This window comes from Alteromonas sp. CNT1-28 (assembly GCF_022348345.1).
In the GTDB taxonomy this organism is placed as follows: Bacteria; Pseudomonadota; Gammaproteobacteria; order Enterobacterales; family Alteromonadaceae; genus Alteromonas; species Alteromonas macleodii.
Map to the genome: position 1 here is coordinate 43556 of NZ_JAKREZ010000016.1, position 19750 is coordinate 63305.

The 19750-nt window shown below is 44.7% G+C and carries 14 protein-coding genes; 10 read left to right on the forward strand and 4 right to left on the reverse strand.

Going from position 1 to position 19750, the window contains the following annotated elements; translation table 11 throughout:
• Positions 1-9: 9 nt before the first annotated feature.
• Positions 10-1287 carry a diguanylate cyclase gene (locus MHN02_RS11325; protein ID WP_171338199.1) on the reverse strand — a complete coding sequence of 426 codons (1278 nt, stop codon included), beginning with the start codon at positions 1285-1287 and terminating at the stop codon, positions 10-12.
• A gap of 292 nt (positions 1288-1579) precedes the next feature.
• Here MHN02_RS11325 and MHN02_RS11330 point away from each other — a divergent pair, with 292 nt between their 5' ends.
• The gene (locus tag MHN02_RS11330; protein WP_014949064.1) at positions 1580-1855 is read left to right on the forward strand and encodes an antibiotic biosynthesis monooxygenase; all 276 of its coding nucleotides are present in this window, start codon (positions 1580-1582) and stop codon (positions 1853-1855) included.
• Positions 1856-1904: 49 nt separating this feature from the next.
• Here the strand turns inward: MHN02_RS11330 and MHN02_RS11335 are convergent, their stop codons facing one another.
• The gene (locus MHN02_RS11335) at positions 1905-2264 is read right to left on the reverse strand and encodes a helix-turn-helix domain-containing protein (protein ID WP_014949063.1); all 360 of its coding nucleotides are present in this window, start codon (positions 2262-2264) and stop codon (positions 1905-1907) included.
• A 296-nt stretch (positions 2265-2560) separates the two neighbouring features.
• Here MHN02_RS11335 and MHN02_RS11340 point away from each other — a divergent pair, with 296 nt between their 5' ends.
• From MHN02_RS11340 to MHN02_RS11350, 3 genes are read left to right on the forward strand one after another with little or no spacing between them, the layout of a single operon-like run.
• Positions 2561-3052, forward strand: coding sequence for a (2Fe-2S)-binding protein (locus tag MHN02_RS11340; RefSeq protein WP_171338200.1), 492 nt, complete (start codon positions 2561-2563; stop codon positions 3050-3052).
• Positions 3049-5346 carry a molybdopterin cofactor-binding domain-containing protein gene (locus MHN02_RS11345; RefSeq protein WP_239246140.1) on the forward strand — a complete coding sequence of 766 codons (2298 nt, stop codon included), beginning with the start codon at positions 3049-3051 and terminating at the stop codon, positions 5344-5346. Before MHN02_RS11340 ends, MHN02_RS11345 begins: the two co-directional genes overlap by 4 nt.
• A gap of 7 nt (positions 5347-5353) precedes the next feature.
• Entirely contained in the window at positions 5354-6103 is a 750-nt protein-coding gene (locus MHN02_RS11350; protein WP_069944077.1) for a hypothetical protein, read from the forward strand.
• An 88-nt stretch (positions 6104-6191) separates the two neighbouring features.
• Here MHN02_RS11350 and MHN02_RS11355 read toward each other — a convergent pair whose 3' ends face one another.
• Complete coding sequence (locus MHN02_RS11355; RefSeq protein WP_014949059.1) at positions 6192-6686, reverse strand: acyloxyacyl hydrolase; 495 nt, start codon at positions 6684-6686, stop codon at positions 6192-6194.
• A 553-nt stretch (positions 6687-7239) separates the two neighbouring features.
• Here MHN02_RS11355 and MHN02_RS11360 point away from each other — a divergent pair.
• The 6 genes from MHN02_RS11360 to MHN02_RS11385 all read left to right on the forward strand — a co-directional run bounded on the left by MHN02_RS11360 (position 7240) and on the right by MHN02_RS11385 (position 17720).
• Complete coding sequence (locus MHN02_RS11360; RefSeq protein WP_069944076.1) at positions 7240-7890, forward strand: NAD(P)H-dependent oxidoreductase; 651 nt, start codon at positions 7240-7242, stop codon at positions 7888-7890.
• Position 7891: 1 nt separating this feature from the next.
• Positions 7892-9817 (forward strand): monovalent cation:proton antiporter-2 (CPA2) family protein, encoded by a 1926-nt coding sequence (locus tag MHN02_RS11365; protein WP_110287923.1) that lies wholly within the window; start codon positions 7892-7894, stop codon positions 9815-9817.
• 278 nt (positions 9818-10095) lie between these two features.
• On the forward strand, positions 10096-11229 hold the full coding sequence (locus MHN02_RS11370; RefSeq protein WP_039225671.1) for an efflux RND transporter periplasmic adaptor subunit: 1134 nt from the start codon (positions 10096-10098) through the stop codon (positions 11227-11229).
• A 3-nt stretch (positions 11230-11232) separates the two neighbouring features.
• Positions 11233-14280, forward strand: coding sequence for an efflux RND transporter permease subunit (locus MHN02_RS11375; RefSeq protein ID WP_239246143.1), 3048 nt, complete (start codon positions 11233-11235; stop codon positions 14278-14280).
• 243 nt (positions 14281-14523) lie between these two features.
• Positions 14524-15591: an MBL fold metallo-hydrolase gene (locus MHN02_RS11380; RefSeq protein WP_080986465.1), complete on the forward strand. Its 1068-nt coding sequence runs from the start codon at positions 14524-14526 to the stop codon at positions 15589-15591.
• 194 nt (positions 15592-15785) lie between these two features.
• Positions 15786-17720, forward strand: a complete 1935-nt coding sequence (locus tag MHN02_RS11385; protein WP_061485506.1) for an EAL domain-containing protein — start codon at positions 15786-15788, stop codon at positions 17718-17720.
• A gap of 159 nt (positions 17721-17879) precedes the next feature.
• Here the strand turns inward: MHN02_RS11385 and MHN02_RS11390 are convergent, their stop codons facing one another.
• The gene (locus tag MHN02_RS11390) at positions 17880-19598 is read right to left on the reverse strand and encodes an EAL domain-containing protein (RefSeq protein WP_239246147.1); all 1719 of its coding nucleotides are present in this window, start codon (positions 19596-19598) and stop codon (positions 17880-17882) included.
• Positions 19599-19750: the final 152 nt, after the last annotated feature.

Sequence of the window (19750 nt, forward strand, 5' to 3'; positions counted from 1 at the left end):
AATAGCTATCTACATCGCTTTATCAATCGCGGTTAAAACTTGCTGATAACGCTTTTTTCCGTACATTACCTCGTCGGCCTTATCTAGCCACTCCTGCACAGTTTCAATGCCTTCGCTCCACTCAACCCAGCCTACGCTAAAACTGATAGGCACTAGCTTCTTACCATCTACATCGACTTCAAATTTGCAATCAGCAACACGGTTGAAAAAAGCTTCGGTCTCTTTTGCATCTGTTCCATACAATAAAATTACAAACTCATCTCCGCCAATACGTCCAAACCTATCACTATCACGAAGCAAACCACTCATTCTTTCAGAGAATTCAACAAGCGCCTTGTCTCCTACCTTATGACCGTATTTATCGTTAATTTCTTTGAATTTGTTTAAGTCTATATACACGAGCGTTGACGTTTGTTGGCCACGATCCATACGAGAAATTTCGTCACTTAACTGGCTAAATATCTCTCTCCTATTGGCAAGTCCAGTGAGCGAGTCGGTTTTCGACAGGTGCTCTAATTTAGTGACGGCGCTCATCAAAGCTTGTTGCTGCGTTTTCTCTCTTGTTATATCGTCGGCCGTACCTAAAATAAGCGACTGCATTTCACGGTCGTCAAATATCAAGCTTCCGCGATCGTGAAGGTACTTCACTTCGCCCTTCGAGTCGTATATACGATATTGAATATCCCAATTCTGCAAAGGGCGTTGACTGAACAGTTTTAACACCCGTGCTTTATCATCCTCATGTACATGATCAATAAAGCTCATAGGGTTACAGTAAAGTTCGTACTCGTTGCGACCGAATATGTTTGAATAGCCATCGTTAACGTATTGCAGTTTAGACAAGTCTGGCGTCGCCACCCATATAAACGTTCTATCAGAAAATGCGCTAACAATTTTGCTAAACAAGGCATCAATTTGAAAGAGCTCAGACTGTATGCGCTTCTTCTCGTCGATATCTTCCACAATAGAAATAAAATAGTCTGGGTTGCCGCGCTGATCTCTTACTAAAGACACTGTTAACTTCGCCCAAACTTGCTCCCCATCGCGTCTTACATATCGCTTTTCAATCGCATAGTCATCGATATCACCTGACATCAGGCGCTCTAAGTAACTTAGATCTTCATCAAGATAATCTGGCGCAGTTAACTCTTGAAAGGTTAACGTCGTTAGTTCTTCATCAGAATATCCTAAAAAATCACACAGTCGCTTATTCACACGTATAAAGCTTCCATCCACGCTTACGTGAGCGAGCCCAACAGGACAAAAGTGAAAAGTTTTTTCAAACATAGGGCATCGCCCCGTTCGGTAATTGCATTCCGTCGCCTCAAGAGGTGGCACTCAAAGGATAATGAGTACTTTTTATACTTTGGTATAAGTCATTATAGATTAACTTTTTTCATTCGCTAAAAAATGCATCTAAGAAAAAGGCTTAGATAGCGTCTAACTGCGGCATAGCGGTAAAAGGCATTTGATGGTGGAGATTGCTTTTCACCTGAAAAAAGTTGCTAGTCAGCTTTAAACGCTAACCATTACTCCTTTAGTTGCCTATGTTAGCGTTTTTTCTTAATAGGACAGTAAAATGATCGAGTTTTCAGTCGTAATCTATTCTCAACCAAACCAACAAGATGCACTTTTAGACGCACTGTTACCCTTGGTTAAATCAAGCCGAGAAGAAGTCGGCGCAGTGATGTATGACCTACATGCAAGTGAAGAGGGTGTGTTTGTTATTACGGAGAAATGGCAATCTCAGGATGCCCTTGATGCTCATGAAGCTACTGAACACTTTGTTGGTTTCCAAGAAAAAGCCGGAGAGCTTGTTGAAAAAGTACTTCGATTACCGCTAGTGTCGGTCTAGCGCTTTATAAAGCAAATGCGGTGAGATAAATGCTCACCGCTAGCGGTATTCAATCATTCGTGTGGTTTTCAGACCAGACTCTTAGCTGTTCAAGAATATCTAGCGCTGAGCGCCCAAACTCGGTGAGACTATAAGCAACCGCAATTGGACGAGAGTCGATAACGTTGCGGATCACCATACCGTTGTTTTCCAGCTCTTTAAGGCGCTGATCGACCATCTTCCGGCTGGCGCCGCCAAGCATTCTACACAGGTCGTTAAATCTAACAGGCTCATCTTTGAGATGATAAATAATAGAACCCGTCCACTTTCCACCAATTAGGCGCATTCCACGCTCTATAGCACAAGGCTCTGTACACGTATTTAGAACGGTTTTTCTACCCTTAGCGTCTGTTTTTATTTCACTTTCCATCTATTTTCCTAAAAAAGCCACCTAGTTACTAAAAGTATACTAATTGTTTGTTTGAACAAGGTAACTAAAATAGACCACATAAGCAAGTTTGGCCTCTAGTATACCTTTAGTTAATTAGTCTAACTCCAATTCGAAAGGTTCATTCGGGCGTCTATGGAGTAAGCGGTTATTAAAGGGAGAGCCAACGCGGCCAGATTTTAATAATACCAATTAAAACAGGCAAAACAGACCGTTCAAACCAAGTACAGCGCCTTGGCGAGAGCATATTAAACATTAACTTCACGGTGACACAAACCATGATTGAATTTACGTTAAATGGAAAAAGAGTGCAGACAAATGCCGCATCAGATACGCCTCTCGTTTGGGTAATACGCGATGAATTTGGACTAAAAGGTACCAAGTTTGGGTGCGGTGTAGCGATGTGTGGCGCATGCACGGTACATATTGATGGTAACGCTATTCGCTCTTGCTCCTATCCCGTTTCGTTAGCTAAAGATAAGAACGTAAACACTATTGAAAGCTTCAACAACGCGCATCCGCTGCAATCTGCTTGGGTAGAAGAGCAGGTTCCTCAGTGTGGCTATTGCCAGTCTGGCCAAATCATGCAAGCAGCGACATTGCTAGATAGAAATCCAAACCCGAGCGACCAAGATATTGTTAATCACATGAGCACCAATTATTGCCGCTGTATGGCTTACGCGCGCATAAAAAAGGCGATTAAGCGCGCTGCAACGTCTTCTGTTCAATACTTTGATCCAACCGCTTCATCAGAAGGGGAAAACGCATGAGCATGAAAAATATCTCTCAAGAAAAGAAAGACATGATCAACTTATCTCGCCGGTCTTTTATGGTGGGATCAGTGAAAACGTCTTTATTCATGGCATTTGGTGCTGCCGCTATTCCATCCCTGCTGTCGGCGAAAGAAAGTATTGAAGCCAAACAGTTTTCTCCAAATATTTGGTTTGAAATGGATACAGATGGCAACGTTACCGTCAACATAGCCAAAGCTGAAATGGGTCAGCATATCGGCACGCCAATCGCTAGAATCTTGGCTGATGAGCTTGAGTGCGACTGGGAGAAAGTGTCTATAGTGCACGTTGATACAGACCCGAAATGGGGCTACATGGTAACAGGCGGCTCTTGGTCAATTTTCCATACTTACAAGCCAATGTCTCAGGCGGGCGCCGCTGGCCGCATGGTGTTAATTGATGCAGGTGCGAAGCTACTTGGCGTGCCTGCCGATAGTTGTAAGGCAGAAAAAGGCTTTGTTATCTCAGGTAACGAAAAAATTAGCTACGGTGATATCGTAGCGAATGGCAAAGTAGACAAAACATTCAGTGCAGATGAGCTTGCTGAATTGCCAATTAAACCGGGTAAAAAACGCCACCTTATCGGTGTTAACGCAGACTACAAAGCACTCGACATCCCGCCTAAAACTAACGGTACTGCGGTATACGGCATTGATGTGGAAGTGGAAAACATGCTTTATGCACGCCCCATTCTGCCTCCGACTCGTTATGGCAGTACAGTAACAAATGTCGACGACAGTAAGGCTAAGAGTCTACCGGGATATAAAGGTTATAAAGTGCTTACCGATCCGAGCGGTACCATCGAAGGCTGGGTCACTGTATTGGCTACAGACTACCCCACAGCGATTAAAGCCGTTGATATGGTGAAAGTCGGCTATAACGCCGGTAAAACCGCTAATGTTTCTGAAGCTGATATACAAAAAGAAGGCGAAAGAATTGTACGCGATCGTAAGGAAGGCACCGTTTTTGTAGACGAAGGAAATATAGAGCTGGCGCAAACACAAGCGGCACAAACCATTGAAGCTTTATACACCACAGCGACTGCCAATCATTTCCAGCTAGAACCACTTAACGCCATTGCTGAATTTAAAGGTGGTAAATGGCATATACATACGGGTAACCAGTGGCAGAGCCTAACACTTCCTACTGTAGCTAAAGCTGCAGAAGTGCCAGAAAGTGATGTGGTCCTTCACCAGTATTATCTTGGCGGTGGCTTTGGGCGACGCCTTTTTGGTGATTGGGTTGTTCCAGCTTTGCTTACAGCTAAAGCTGCTGGCCGGCCAGTCAAACTGGTGTTCATGCGCCCGGATGATACATTATTTGATCAACCCCGCTCTGCCTCTACTTCACTGTTTAATGCGTCGTTCGATGAAAATAATCAGTTTTTAGGCATGGAGCATGCGCTAGCGGCAGGCTGGCCAACACTAAAAATGGCACCAGGATTTCTAGCACCAGGAGTAAACGGTGAAGGGAAAGTCGATATGTTTTCGGCATCTGGTGCCGACCACTGGTACACCATGTCTCACCATCGCGCACGCGCGGTTAACAATAAGGTAGCGCAAGATACGTTTACGCCAGGTTGGCTGCGTTCGGTAGGTCAAGGTTGGATTGTATGGGGCTTAGAATCATTTATTGACGAAGTGGCAATGAAAGCGAACAAAGACCCCGTCGACTTCAGACTTGCTATGTTAGACGGTAAAGGTAAACAAGGGGGCAAAGCGCCTGAAAGTGTCGGCGGTGCCACACGACTTGCCAATACGCTTGAAATTCTTAAGAAAAAGATGGCGAATGTTAAACTTGGTGCTGATGAAGGCATTGGCTATAGCGTAAGTGCAGGTCAAGAACGCACTATGCCAGCTTGGCTCGCGACTGCAGCTCATGTTCACGTTAATAAGCGCACTGGAAAGATAACGGTTAAGAAGTTATGGGTTGTGTCTGATGCTGGTATTGTTATTCATCCAGATGGCGCGATGGCACAACTTGAAGGTTCACTGCTGTGGGGACTGAGCTTGGCACTGTTTGAACATAACGAAGTGAAAAACGGTCAGGTTTCAAAAACAAACTTACATACCTACCTTCCTCTACGTATGAACGATGTCCCAGAGATGGATATTGAACTTGTTGAAAGTGAGGAGTTTCCAGTAGGACTGGGTGAACCAGGCGTTATTGGTGTCGCGCCGGCTATCGGCAATGCCGTGTACCAAGCCATTGGTGTACGGCTACGTCATTTGCCCATGCTTGCTCAACACGTTACCGCAGCATTAAAAGCATAAGGGCAGTATGATGAAAATGATAACAGTCCTATTAATTGGTGCTCTCTCATCATTCGTCCTGAGTGGGTGTATTGCAAATAAAAATGACGATAGCGACCATAGTAATTTGACCGCTAGCGATTCAAAAGCAGCTAACTCAACGCCTGCTTTTGAAGCTTATGAGCAAGACCCTAACCCAATGACAGCATTTAACTACTTGTTCGATGTAGCAACACATCCACGGTGTGTGAACTGTCATGGTGTTATTGAAGATGGCGCTCACCGACCGACAGTGGGCGACAACAGCGTCCCCCACCCTATGAACATTACCTCTGTGAATAACTTGAAAATGGCGGTGCAAGATGGAAAGTTTGTTCAGGTTGGCGAAACGCACCCCGTAAACTGCCGCGGATGTCACCAAGATGAAAATGCGCGTGAACCTGGCAGGCCACCTGGCGCAGCAAACGAGCTAATGCCAGGTTTCGTATGGCACATGCCGCCTCCTACCATGATAATTGGCAGCGACATGACACCCTCAAAATTATGCAACAATTGGTTAAACCCGCGTTTGAACTCTTTTCTTGCTCAACGTGGAGGAAGAGATGACATGAAAACGTTCAAAAAAGAATTTGAACACCATGTCAGTGATGATCCATTAGTGAGATGGGCATGGAACCCCGGCCCAGGCAGAACACCTGCTCCTGGCACACATGCACAGTTCGCTAAGGCAATGTCGGTTTGGATTAACGGCGGCGCACCTTGCCCGACAGAAAGTTAAGTTAAAAAAGTCTTTGCCAAAAATGAACAGCCCGCGTTTTAAGCGGGCTGTTCAACAAAAGAAGTAGGCATTGCTTGTTTAGGCGAGATTAGAAATGGTAGTGAGCGCTCAATACAAACGATTCTGAACCAGGGTTCGTGTCCCCTAGCCCACCGTTAGAAATGTGGCCAATTTCAGCTTCTAGCGAAAAAGATTCAGAGAAATTGTAGAGTCCGGAAAGTGATGAATAGAACTCAATGGTGTCGCCTAAATTTTCAGATTCATCAACAATGCCCGCGTGAAAGGCAACGCGTACTGAAAAGTCATTGTATTTGTAGACATCTTTTGCCAACCCCGCAGCGAAATAGTGTTGGCCTTGATCTGCGTTTACCAAGAGAACTGTTGGTCGAATTCCGTAAAATGATTCGAGCGGTTTGTGAACATAAGCCACATGCAATGCGTAACGGTCTGCGTCATCAAACAAGTTCCATACCGCAGCCCCAGCTTTAAGCTCACTTCCTTGCGGCAGGGCTTGAGTAGAAAGAGAAACAAGGGGAGAAAGTAAAGATAATGCAAGTGCGAGTGTTTTTACTGGTGTTTTCATGTTTATACTGTCCTAGGGCCTGCTGACCTTTGCTGTACAATTTTGCAGCGGTCTGTGTGCCATCTAGACAAGACGAATGTTTGACGGTCTAGTGGTTCTAAATCGAAAACATTCAACGCAGTATAGGTGGCACACAGGCGCTGCCCAAAGGGGTCGTCATGGAAGCCTTTTACTCTTTGTTACAGTCCTTTAACTTAGCCCACTAGGCTTGCAGGACTGTTTCGCGATTAAAAGGCTTCCATCTAGACCAAAATTTGTACATCAAAGGTCAACAGGCCCTAATCAAAAGTTAAAAATAGTGTTCCGTCGACGCTTCTATTCGAAGCTGTTTTTATACGTGAGTACATAATGGTAATCAGGTTACTTTTTTCAACCTAATAAATATTAGTAACCTTATAACTTTGAGGAAAAACACATTCTTATTTGCTCTAAACGTACAGATTGAATTAATGAATAACCTAGGGTCTTTTGACCTTTGCCGTGTTTTGCACATCAAAAATCAACGGCTCCTTATAGCTCAACGAGAGCTGGCTGTAGTACTGAGTAGAAATGTATGACTGACGAGAACATCATTGAAAGCAATGTAGAGAGCACTAAGAAAAGTAAGAAAGTACTGGTTCTCTTTGCCCATCCCGCGCAAACCCGTTCAGAAGTAAATGTGCCGCTTTTTCACGAAGCAAAAATGAATAAACACGTTACTGCTGTTGACTTGTATGCAGAGTATCCAGATTTCAATATTGATATTGAACGGGAGCAGCAGCGTTTAATCGACCACGATGTCGTTGTTTTTCTGTTTCCACTTTACTGGTATTCCACACCTTCAATCTTAAAAGAATGGCAAGATCTAGTGTTGGAATATGGTTTTGCCTATGGGCATGAAGGCACTGCACTTAAAGATAAATTATTTCTTTGCGCATTAAGTGCAGGCGGTAAGGAAGAAGCCTATCAAACTGATGGCTTTAATCATTACACCATCAGGCAACTGCTCCAGCCTTTAGAGCAAATGGCTCAGATCACGCACATGACCTACATTGCTCCTTTTGCAATATTTGGCTCTCGTACTGCGCAAGAAGAGCATCGCGTTGCTGAACATAGAGGCAAGTGGACAACCTTGCTAAACAAATTGACCACTAACACCCTGAATCTAGAAAAAGCAAAGCACATCGAGAATCTCGCAGACCTTTGTACACCTCAAGGAGATTAATGTGACTGGCTATTTTCTATATGCATTTATCTATCTGGTCGCCGCCGTAATTGCAGTGCCCATTGCGAAGCGTCTTGGATTAGGGTCTGTACTAGGCTATTTAATAGCAGGGCTAGTGATTGGCCCGATATTTGGCCTTGTTGGTGACGAAACTGTTGCCATTCAGCATTTTGCTGAATTCGGTGTAGTCATGATGCTGTTTTTGGTTGGGCTAGAACTAGAACCTCGCTCGCTGTGGGCGATGAAGTCAAAATTAATGGGATTGGGCGGCCTTCAGTTAGCGTTAACCACCGCCCTTATCACAGGCGTAGCCATATTGCTTGATCAGCCTTTTAGCATTGCCCTTACAATAGGCCTTATATTCGCCCTTTCTTCAACTGCCATTGTTTTACAAACGTTGCAGGAAAAAGGGCTGCAAAAAACGGAAGGAGGCAAAAGCGCTTTTTCTGTGTTGCTGTTTCAGGATATCGCGGTTATTCCCATGCTTGCGCTTATCCCTCTTCTTGCCATACCCGAACTGGTCGAAGCAGGAAATGCACATGGCGGCGATACAGGGTCACACGATAGCTTTAATTTAGTTGAAGGGCTTGCCCCATGGGCTTCAGGTCTTGTGATCATTAGCTCAATTGCCTTTTTAACCATCGGAGGACACTACTTAAGTCGCCCCTTATTTAAGTTTGTTGCTGCATCGGGTTTACGGGAAATTTTTACCGCCACTGCGCTCATGCTCATTATAGGAATTGCAGCACTAATGGGACTTGTAGGTCTCTCTCCCGCCCTTGGTGCATTCTTGGCTGGTGTAGTTTTAGCAAACAGTGAATTCAGGCATGAACTTGAAGCTAATATCGAGCCGTTTAAAGGCTTACTGTTAGGCCTCTTTTTCATAACGGTAGGCGCAGGCATTAACTTTTCCGTACTTAGTGAGAGCCCAATGCTAATAGCAGGGCTAACCGTAGCTGTTATGCTTGTGAAAGCCATTGTGCTGTTTATCATCGCCTTAATTTTTAAAATAAAAGGCACTAACAAATGGCTATTCACATTAAGCCTTGCTCAGGCGGGTGAATTTGGCTTTGTGCTATTAAGTTTTGCCTCGCAAAACTATGTGCTGCCCAGCGACATTATTTCTGTTCTTTCGCTGGTTGTTGCCATTTCAATGTTCCTAACGCCAGGACTTTTTATTCTTTTCGACAAGGCCATCATTCCTCGCTACAAAAACGCGAAATCACAGCGAGCTGAAGATGAAATTGACGAGAAAGGCACAGTCGTTATTGCTGGAATTGGGCGCTTTGGACAAATCATTAACCGTCTTTTAGTGGCCAACGATGTAAATACCGTTGTGCTTGATATTCGCTCTGAGCAAATAGACCTTATCAGACGGATTGGCACCAAAGCCTATTTTGGCGATGCATCTAAACCAGACATTTTGCATACTGCTGGCGCTCATGAAGCATCGCTATTAGTTATTGCTATAGACGATAAAGAAACCGCTGCCGAAATGGTGAAATACGCCAAGCACGCATTTCCTAACATTAAAGTGCTTGCGCGTGCCTTTGACCGCGGCCATGGGTATCGCTTGCGCCAGTTGGGCGCAGATTTTGTGGTATCAGAAACGTACCACAGCGCTCTTGAAATGGGCGCAGAGGCACTTCGCTCACTCAACATTCACCCTTTCCAAGTTGAACGGCAAAAAATGGCGTATAAAAATATTGAGGCTCAGCAAAACGATGTGCTTTATCACGCGTGGGCGGATGAGGCCAGCGGAGAACGAGTAGACAATAATTATCTGAAACTCTTTATTGAACTTGAATCGCTAATCGAAAATGCGCTAAAAGCAGATTTACACGACAAGCATTCGAAAATGCGTGGCTGGACTCCACCGCCTAAAGGATATGCTGAAAAACTAGCGCCCGATGAAAACCCTGATTAGGGTGAATTGCGAACTAGCCGGCGGTATTTCGAGAAGGTAATTGTCTGATAGTGACCGGTCACCCACGAATATTTATGGGCGGTAGCATACTATCGCCTTGTAAAAATAAACAAAAAGCTGATCGAAAAGGGAAAAAAGCGCTATAACCTGTATGTATATCAAACTTGTCGTATATTGGCTTTTTATCTTTCACGTTCAGAAGTTGACACGCGCCTTGTACAAGATAACCCATTGCCTAAGTGGGAATAAAAAGTGGTCTATTTAAATGGAGAGTTACCATGTTGTCTGAAAAAAGTCTCTTTCACAGCTTAGCCCTGCGCACTGTGATGGTATTTACTGCACTCGCTGGATTAAGTGCGTGTGAAGAAGCCCCTACGCCACCCAAGGCAGTCTCATCAACACCGGTAACGCTTTATAAAGTGCAGCACTCAGACGAAACCATCGCCAAATTCCCGGGGCAAGTGGAAGCGGCTGAGTATTCAAACCTTTCGTTTCGCATTGGCGGCAAACTCCAAGAACTCAAAGTAAAAGCGGGCGAGGAAGTTAAAGAGAACCAGCTTATCGCTAGACTTGATGATAGAGACGCGAAAGCACAGTTAGCCACCGCCCAGTCTCAGTTTGACGTGTCATCGGCTATGTTTGAACGTATGGAGGCTTCCGTTGAAAAAGGCGCGGTAAGCCGCTCAACTTTTGATGAAGCGAAAGCCAATTTTTTAGCCGCTAAAGCCAGTCTGACCAACGCACAGGATCAGCTAAGCTATACGGAGCTTCGCGCACCGTTTGCGGGGCTTATTGCGTCTGTTCCTGTTGAAAATTACCAAGTCATTGTACCGCAGCAAACCATTGCCGAGCTTCATATGCCGGGTGCAATCGACGTTACGTTTCAATTGCCAGAGCAAAAAATGCGTATGATTGATCGCTCACGAGCCCGTGAAAATCGAACATCTGAAATGGCATGGGTGAGCTTTTCAGGTATGCCAGACAAGCGTTACGCGGCCATGTATAAGGATCACGAAAGCACCACGCGACAAGGCGAGCTTAGCTATGAGGTAACAATTACTCTGCCAGAACCAGACGACATCAATGTTCTAGCGGGCATGAGCGCCACCGTATTACTTGATATGTCGAAACTCATTGAGTCTAACGCAAAGCTCTGGCTAGTACCTTTTGGTGCGGTGGTTACCGACAATGCAGATCCAGACAAAGCGATTGTATGGCGTTTTAAACCCAGTGATAGCGACGCAACGAAGGGCACCGTAGAAGCAGTAGAAGTAATGATTACGCGCGGTATTTCCAACGGTCTGTTAGTTGAAGGCCCGCTAAACGACGATGATAAAATCGTTGCTGCTGGAGCTCATCTTGTAAAAGAAGGCCAAGCTGTTACGGAGTGGACGAAAGAAGGGGGCCTATAAGCCATGGTCGAGTATTTTTTTCGTCAAAAAGTAATTAGCTTGATGGTCGCCATCATCTTGGGTGTTGGCGGCATTGTGACTTTTCTTGGCTTAGGTCAGCTAGAGTTTCCCGAATTCACCATTAGAAATGCTCTGGTTATTACTCAATACCCAGGGGCAACGCCTGAGCAAGTTGAGGAAGAAGTTACGCTGCAGCTTGAAAAGGCGATTCAGCGTATACCCAACGTAAAACGAATCAGCTCAGTAAACATGGTTGGGCTATCGCAAATTACTGTTGAGCTTAAAAGTAGTGTCCAGGCCAAGGACCTAGAGCAATACTGGGACAACTTGCGCCGTAAAGTGGGCGATGCACAAGCATCACTGCCACCTGGCACCAGCACCTCGATTGTAAATGATGACTTTGGTGACGTTTTTGGCCTGCTGCTTACCCTTAAAAGCGAAGACTACTCCCTTAAGCAAATGGAAGACTTTGCAGATTTAATGCAGCGAGAGATTCAGCTTGTTGACGGTGTAAAAAAGGTGTCGATTGCTGGTACCGTTAATGAACAGATTATTGTGTCGTTAGATCACGATAAAATGAAAACCCTAAACGTTTCTGCAGAATCCATTGCTGGCCTTTTAACCGCGCAAAATGTAGTGGGCAATGCGGGTTCGATCAAGGTTCAGGGCAAGCGCCTGTCCATACAGCCCACTGGCGAATTTGATAACCTAGAGGCGTTAGGTCAGGTGGTAATTGGCTCACCTGCAAGCGGCCTTATTCGCTTAACAGATATCGCGACTATTGAGCGCAAGCTTAACGATACCCCTTCAATCCTTTATCACAGTTCTGGCACGCCGGCCCTGTCGATTGGTGTGTCGTTCGCGTCGGCGGTAAATGTAGTTGATGTAGGTAAACGACTTGATAGCAAAATAGCCGAGCTAGAGCAGCGTATGCCCCTAGGTATGACGCTGGATACCGTTTACAACCAGCCCACAGTGGTCGACGATTCTGTAACTGGCTTTCTTATCAACCTTGTTGAAGCCGTGGCCATCGTTATTTTCGTGCTGCTACTTTTCATGGGCTGGCGCAGTGGCGTTCTGATGGGGCTCATTCTTGTGCTTACCATTCTTGGCACTTTTATATTGATGTCGGTAAAAGGCATTGAGTTGCAAAAAATCTCCTTGGGTGCGCTTATTATTGCTCTTGGCATGTTGGTCGACAACGCCATCGTGGTCACCGAAGGCATGTTGATTGGTGTGAGAAAAGGACAAACCAAGCTTCAGGCGGCAAAAGACGTGGTGTCGCAAAATGGGTTGCCGCTGCTTGGCGCGACTGTGATTGCCATTACCGCTTTTGCGCCAATTGGCCTATCGCCAGATGCCACAGGTGAATTCGTCGGCTCCCTCTTCTGGGTACTGTGCTTTTCGCTTTTCTTAAGTTGGATCACCGCACTTACCATTACCCCTTTCTTTTTCGACTTACTGTTTAAAACTGAGAAAGAGCGCGGTGCTAATGACGAAGATGACGACCCATATAAGGGCATTATTTTTACGGTGTACAAGCGTGTGCTTACTGCTGCTATCAATCATCGTTACGTGACAATTGTATTGGTACTTGTTGCATTAGTAGGCAGCATGGCGTCAGGTAAATTCGTAAAAAATGCATTTTTCCCAGATTCATCCACACCGCTGTTTTTCGTCGATTTGTGGTTGCCTGAAGGTAGCGACATCTTAACCACCGAGCAGTCTATTCGTCGCTTAGAAGATAACGTGTTAGGCATGGAGAGTATTACCAACGTAACAAGCGTTATTGGCGGTGGAGCACAGCGCCTTACCCTCACCTATGCGCCAGAAGACAGATATGCCAGTTATGGTCAGCTTATCGTTGAAACTGATACGGTTGAGTCTCGTGATGCTCGTATGCGAGAAATTATCGAGCTGGTGCGAGAAGACTTCCCTAATGTGCAATACAAGGTAAAAGCGCTTCAAGTAGGCCCTTCTGCAAAAGCGGCAATTGAAGCGAGAATTTACGGGCCAGAGCCTGAAGTTTTGCGTGAGATAAGCAGCGACATTGAAGCCATATTTCAAGAAGAGAAAACCATGGACAGCGTTCGCTTGTCGTGGAGCAACAAAGTCCCATTTGTTGAACCTGTGTTTCTGGAAGAACAAGCCAGGCGTATCGGTGTAACGCGAGATGCCGTTCACACCGCATTTTTACTGAACAATGAAGGTGAAACTGTGGGCCTTTACCGCGAAGGTAGCGATTTAATACCGATTGTCATGCGCAACGATCCAAACCAGCGCTATGACATAGATAACCTCGCCTCACTCAACGTATGGAGCCAAGAACAAGGTAAATATATAAGCATGGCTGATGTTATCAGCAATGTGGATGTATCGCTTGATAACCCTATTATCCAACGCCGCAACCGGGTACGGATGCTGGCGGTTTATGCAGAGCCCATGCCTTTATCCGGTGAAACGGCTGCGAGCGTGCAAGCTAAAGTTCGCCCTCTTGTAGAAGAGCTTAAACTGCCTGATGGCTACCACATTGAATGGGGCGGCGAATACGAGACATCAACAGACGCACAAAGCGCCCTATTTGCAAGTATGCCTATAGGTATATTAGGTATGTTCATTATCACCGTTTTGCTGTTTGGCAAGCTTCGTCAGGCGTTAGCGATATGGGGCGTAATTCCGCTCACCACTATCGGCATTATTGGCGGCTTGGTGTTAGTTGGTGCACCCTTTACATTCATGGCACTACTCGGCAGCTTAAGCCTTATTGGTATGGTGCTTAAAAACGGGATCGTATTAATGGAAGAAATAAACGTACAGGCAGAGGGTAAGAGTGGTGCATTCGATGCCGTAGTAGCCGCGTCAGTATCTCGTGTACGTCCCGTTTCAATGGCAGCCATTACTACCATACTGGGTATGATCCCGCTGTTTTCTGACGCGTTCTTCGCGTCAATGGCAGTTGTTATTGTATTTGGTCTGACCGTTGCCACCGTACTTACACTGCTTATATTGCCTGTGCTGCACTGTACGTTCCACGGTATTAAGTCAGAATAAAAAGTACGCACAACAAATTCGATTAGCTGTGCGCTAGTTCGTGTAGGTAGCACAAAAACGGGGCGGACCTAATATTGTTAACAGCCAGCATGAGGAGAGTCTACTCATGCTGGCTGCATACTATCGCTTAGCTGCAATCTATCCTTCTCAACAAAAACTACACCCACCAGTTTACTTTTAACAAAATTAGTTTATTATGGGTAAACTACACTGTGCAGTATACTTTTTATTTAAGGTGAGAGCATGCCCGTTTTTAATCGCACACGCTTTCTTGTTGGAGTTTTATTTATGACATCTTTCTGTGGTTCTTCAAACACCCTTGCTGCAAGCGCGCCGCAACCTGAAAAATTCACTAATACTCATATTGAATATAAAACGACGTGGCGAGACATGTGGAAAGTCACCAAAGCGTATTTTCGTGACAATAGAGATGCTGCAACGCCAACGTTTGACATACCCGTGTCGGCACTTACACCACAGATGCTTGACGCAGTTGCAGAAGACAGCGTGATAAAGCTGGGCCACTCTACTACCCTATTGAAACTTGCCGAGCGTTATATATTGATCGATCCGGTCTTTAGTGAGCGTGCTTCTCCCGTTCAATGGATGGGACCCAAGCGTTTCCACCAAGCGCCAATTTCACTGGAAGACTTGCCTAAATTGGATGCCGTTATCATAAGTCACGACCATTACGACCATTTAGATAAGGGCAGTATTGAAATACTAAAAAACAAAGTCGACGTGTTTATTACACCGCTAAAAGTAGGCAATCATTTACGTGACTGGGGTGTGGATGCAAATAAAGTTGTTGAGCTAAATTGGTGGCAAAGTACAAAGCTGAGCGACATTGAAATAGTGGCCACACCGTCTCAGCATTTCTCAGGGCGAGGTTTATTTGATAGAGACGAAACTCTTTGGGCAAGTTGGGTTATCAAGTCTGCAAATACCAATATCTTTTACAGCGGTGACTCGGGCTATTTTGACGGATTTAAAGCTATTGGTGAAAAGTACGGTCCGTTTGATTTATCGATGATTGAAACCGGCGCGTACAACGAGCTATGGTCTGACATTCACATGCTGCCTGAAGAGAGCTTGCAAGCCCATATTGATATTCAAGCTAGTGTCATGATGCCCGTGCACAACAGTACCTTTGATTTAGCACTACATAATTGGAATGAGCCTTTAATAAAAATCACAGACCTTGCTGGTGCTAAGGGTGTTCCCACCAGTATTCCTATCTTTGGCGAAGTTGTTCCAGTTAAGGGTGCAGGCGAAGCTCCGAACAAAACCTGGTGGTTAGACGAAAGGTGAGTAGCTAATAAACAGCGCTTGCTTCATTATTCTGGGCTTTAATTGCTCGCTTAACTCTATGTTTTGCAGTACATTTATTATTCGCCGCTTAGGCACTATTGGCGGGTATAACAAAAGCCTCAATCAAAGTGATAGTACTCGATTTGGTTGAGGCGAATAATAAATTTCTCAGTTAAAGGAGCTAACTGCTAGCAATGAAGCTGTCTAGTCAAATTAATTTGGGCGTTTTTGCCCTTATGCTTTTAGCATTTACGGTGTTGTCGAGTATTGAGCTAAGCGAAATAAAATCTCGCACTTCAGTGTCAATCGAGCAAGAAGCTGAAGAAGCACGGCTGCGTTACGAAACAACCGTCTTACAAACCTCTGCCTTGTCGTCTCAGTCGAAGCAATCAGTGATTGATGCCATGCTTCGTCAAATGGTATTGCAGCCGTTTTTATCTGCAGCCAAAGTCATTGATGTCGAAGGAAATGTGTTTGCGAAGTACGAGCGCTCGCCTAACACTATTGTTCCTAATTGGTACTTACAGCTGGACTCCGCACCTGCCGTTAACAAGAAAATTCCTTTTTCGAACAATGATGGTTATTTGTTAGTTACGTCAGACACGTCTTATATTTACACTGAAATCACCGCTATTCTCATCAAAAATGCTATTATCTTTTGTGGGCTATTTTTCGCCCTCGCGCTATATATCGTCACGGTAACCAAATTTGCTAGGCGCCCCATTGCCAACACCATTAAGAAGCTTAATGAGATAAATAGCCACGACTTCACCCCCTCGCAGGTAAATGCGTTTACAACAGATTACCGCCAACTTACCAGCACAGTGAACACCCTAACCACGTCGTTAGCATCAAAATTTAATGACATTGCTCAGCAATCTGAGCGATTCAAAACAGAAGCCAATAAAGATACATTGACGAAGTTGTCGAACCGCAGTGCATTCGAGCGACACACTCGCGCGCTGTTGTCTGACACGTCTAATTTCCAGGAAAAAGAGCTTATTCTCATCAGGCTCGCTCAACTTACCACTATAAATACTAAGTTGGGCATGTTAGCTGGTGACAATTATGTAAAATCTATCGCGGACTTTCTTGTGCATGAGGCGAAGCACAATTGCAAAAGTGGCTTTGTATTTCGGTTATCAGGCGGAGATTTCGCCTTGATAAGTGAAATTATGGGGCGGGACGAACGGGATTTGATGTTAGAAAATATGTCGAAGCAGTTTGCAAACGCCACGCCACTTCGAGATGGAAGCAAAGCAACGTGGATGGGCGTTACACGTTTTTCTAGCCAAATGTCGTTACAGCAGGTAATGGAAAGTGCTGACAGTGCGTTGATGGCGGCAATGAAAACGCAAAAAGGATGGCAGTTTTCTTCAGAAGTGTCTCAGGTTCATAGCAATACAAAATGGCGTGAGCGCCTCAATTACATCGTGGCGCAGCAATATGCCGATATTCTCATTCAACCCGTGATGAATGTAGAGCGAAACGCACCAGCATATTACGAAACGTTTGCTCGATTTAAAGACAAAGACACCAATGATGTTATACCCATGGCGCAACTTATCCCCGCATCAGAGCGATTGGACCTTATTCCTCAAGTCGATAAGTTGGTAGCAGGCATTGTGTTTAAAAAACTAACGGTAACGTCTCATCAGGTTGCTATAAATATTAGTAACGCCTCAATTGCCAACGGCGAGTTTAGAAAATGGTTAATTGAAGAGCTTCGAACACGGGAAACGCTATGCCCACGACTTATTTTTGAAGTCGAAGATGCAGCGCTTATTCACCATCGAGAAGTAGCCGAGAACTTTTGCCGTCAACTCATACAGCTGGGCTGTAGAATTACCATAGAACACTTTGGCGATAACTTTGCCTCGCTTGCGGGTTTAAGGGCAATTCAGCCTCAATTCGTTAAGCTTTCGGGACGGCTAACCCAGGGAATTCATACCAACAAAGATAATCAGTTATTTGTCTCTAGCCTTATCAATATTGCGAAAGGCCTTAATATCCATGTTATTGCGGAAATGGTAGAAAACGAGGCTGAGTCTGTTGCACTGAGCAAACTAGACGTTGAACACCAACAAGGCTATTACTTTTCTAAACCCTCACTTTGGACAATGTACTAAGTGTAAGCTCGCTGGTCTGAGGCACTGAACGTCAGGATAGGTATTGACGCTTTATGTGAGCCCCCGCGCTTTATACGACTTAATTGTGCGTAGATTCAATGAAACGTTTAAGGCGGTGTTGTGAAAATCTCTTTCATATACACCTCCTTTTAACCGCATTTACTGTTCGTTAAGCAGCTTTATAATGGCGTCAGAGCTAATGGGTTTTGAATACAGAAAGCCTTGCACATATTCAACGTTAAGAGACTTACAGTAGTTCGATTGATTTTGAGTTTCCACGCCTTCAACAACAATGTTTAAATCGAGTTTGTGACCAACATTCACGATAGCCTCCATTAACGCGCTATCGTAGGCATTTTCCGGAGCACCTCTTAAAAATGAACGATCTATTTTTAAGTGGCTAACGGGAAACTGTTTTAAATAACTAAGCGAAGAATAACCCGTACCAAAGTCATCAATCGATATTTCAACGCCTTGGTCGCGTTGCGCTCTCAAATTCTCTAAAATCGTATTGTCAGACTTAATGAGCACATTCTCAGTAAGCTCTAACCCAATATCTTTAGGCATTAAACCGTGCCGCTCTCGACACTCCCTTAGGCGTTCGAAATAAGCATTCTGCTCTAACTCTTTTCCTGAAACATTGATATCAACGCGAATATTAATGCCCTGCTCTTTCCATAGCTGTGCCTGTTTGCACGCCTTTTCTAACACCCAATTTCCAATGTGAACAATTAACTCACTGCGCTCAGCGATGGGGATGAAGATATTGGGTGGAACAGCCTGCTCCTCATCTTTAGGACGCCACCTTAACAGCGCTTCACACGATGCCACTTTTTCAGTGAGCAAATCGATTTGAGGTTGATACAAGAGTTCAAACTCATCGTTAACCAAAGACTCATGCAGATAAGCTGCGATACTTCGCTGTTGTCGAACTTTCTGACTTAAAGCGTGGGTGAAAAAATGAAAACGGTTTCGGCCTTCAGCTTTCGCCTGATACATTGCGACGTCTGCATTTTTCAGAAGATCATCAATCTCACTTCCGTCTTTAGGGTACATACTAATACCGATACTTGAAGTGATATGCACGTTTTCAGTGCTAAGTGCGAAGCTCTGCTTGAAACACTCAGTAAGTTTCTTAGCAATGTCAGCACTTTCATTTTCAGAAGTCACTTGTGTGGCGACAAAAACAAATTCGTCTCCACCAAACCGAGCCAGTAAGCCTTGTTCGCTTAGACAATCTGACAGCCGCTTAGAAACAGAGCGCAGTAATTCATCACCCCAGGTATGCCCAAGCGTGTCATTAACTTCTTTGAACATATCTAAGTCAATGAAAAACAAAGCGAAGCCAGACTCATTGCGCGATGCATCCTCGATGGACGACGTCAAAAACTGCTCTAACAGGCGTCGATTAGGCAACTCGGTTAACAAATCTGTGGATGCCATTCGCTCAAGTTCTTGCCTGATGTTGTGCTGCTCACTCAGGTCAATATCCACACAATACATTTCGGGTGAATCTGTGCCTTCTTTCAGCATGACGTGAGATGAGAAAACATGGATAGGCTCGCCACTTTTCTTCTCAAGCACGAGTTCGTCTGAAGGAATTGCCTCACCGTAATCTATCCATCGCTGATGTAACTTTATCACTTCACTTTTCATGAACGAGGGAATGATGAGATCTTCAAGTTTTTGACCTAGTGCTTCGCACTCACGAAAGCCATACATGTCTTCACTTGATTTATTCCAGTAGATAACTTTTCGGTGCTTGTCATATCCTTGCACCGATACCTTTGGCAAGGCACTAATAAGCTGAAGGAACCGCCTTTCAGCCGAACCATGTTGTTCAAATAACGGGGGCTCTTGGTATTTCTGTAAGCTCATCGTACTCCCGCGAGTGCTAAATTGTTAGATAGCAAAGATATAAAAACGGCCACCATTCTTTTAGTGTAGTCCAAATCACACAGACCACCCGACATTAAAAAGTTAAATTACTCATGAATATCGCTGAATAGAGAAAAAGGTATCAGTGCGTG

Excerpts from the sequence above, each read along its gene's own strand:
- MHN02_RS11380 (WP_080986465.1), top strand. The coding sequence starts at position 14,524 with ATGCCCGTTTTTAATCGCACACGCTTTCTTGTTGGAGTTTTATTTATG.
- MHN02_RS11335 (WP_014949063.1), bottom strand. The coding sequence starts at position 2,264 with ATGGAAAGTGAAATAAAAACAGACGCTAAGGGTAGAAAAACCGTTCTA.
- MHN02_RS11360 (WP_069944076.1), top strand. The coding sequence starts at position 7,240 with ATGACTGACGAGAACATCATTGAAAGCAATGTAGAGAGCACTAAGAAA.
- MHN02_RS11325 (WP_171338199.1), bottom strand. The coding sequence starts at position 1,287 with ATGTTTGAAAAAACTTTTCACTTTTGTCCTGTTGGGCTCGCTCACGTA.
- MHN02_RS11375 (WP_239246143.1), top strand. The coding sequence starts at position 11,233 with ATGGTCGAGTATTTTTTTCGTCAAAAAGTAATTAGCTTGATGGTCGCC.
- MHN02_RS11390 (WP_239246147.1), bottom strand. The coding sequence starts at position 19,598 with ATGAGCTTACAGAAATACCAAGAGCCCCCGTTATTTGAACAACATGGT.
- MHN02_RS11330 (WP_014949064.1), top strand. The coding sequence starts at position 1,580 with ATGATCGAGTTTTCAGTCGTAATCTATTCTCAACCAAACCAACAAGAT.
- MHN02_RS11345 (WP_239246140.1), top strand. The coding sequence starts at position 3,049 with ATGAGCATGAAAAATATCTCTCAAGAAAAGAAAGACATGATCAACTTA.
- MHN02_RS11385 (WP_061485506.1), top strand. The coding sequence starts at position 15,786 with ATGAAGCTGTCTAGTCAAATTAATTTGGGCGTTTTTGCCCTTATGCTT.
- MHN02_RS11340 (WP_171338200.1), top strand. The coding sequence starts at position 2,561 with ATGATTGAATTTACGTTAAATGGAAAAAGAGTGCAGACAAATGCCGCA.
- MHN02_RS11350 (WP_069944077.1), top strand. The coding sequence starts at position 5,354 with ATGATGAAAATGATAACAGTCCTATTAATTGGTGCTCTCTCATCATTC.
- MHN02_RS11355 (WP_014949059.1), bottom strand. The coding sequence starts at position 6,686 with ATGAAAACACCAGTAAAAACACTCGCACTTGCATTATCTTTACTTTCT.
- MHN02_RS11370 (WP_039225671.1), top strand. The coding sequence starts at position 10,096 with ATGTTGTCTGAAAAAAGTCTCTTTCACAGCTTAGCCCTGCGCACTGTG.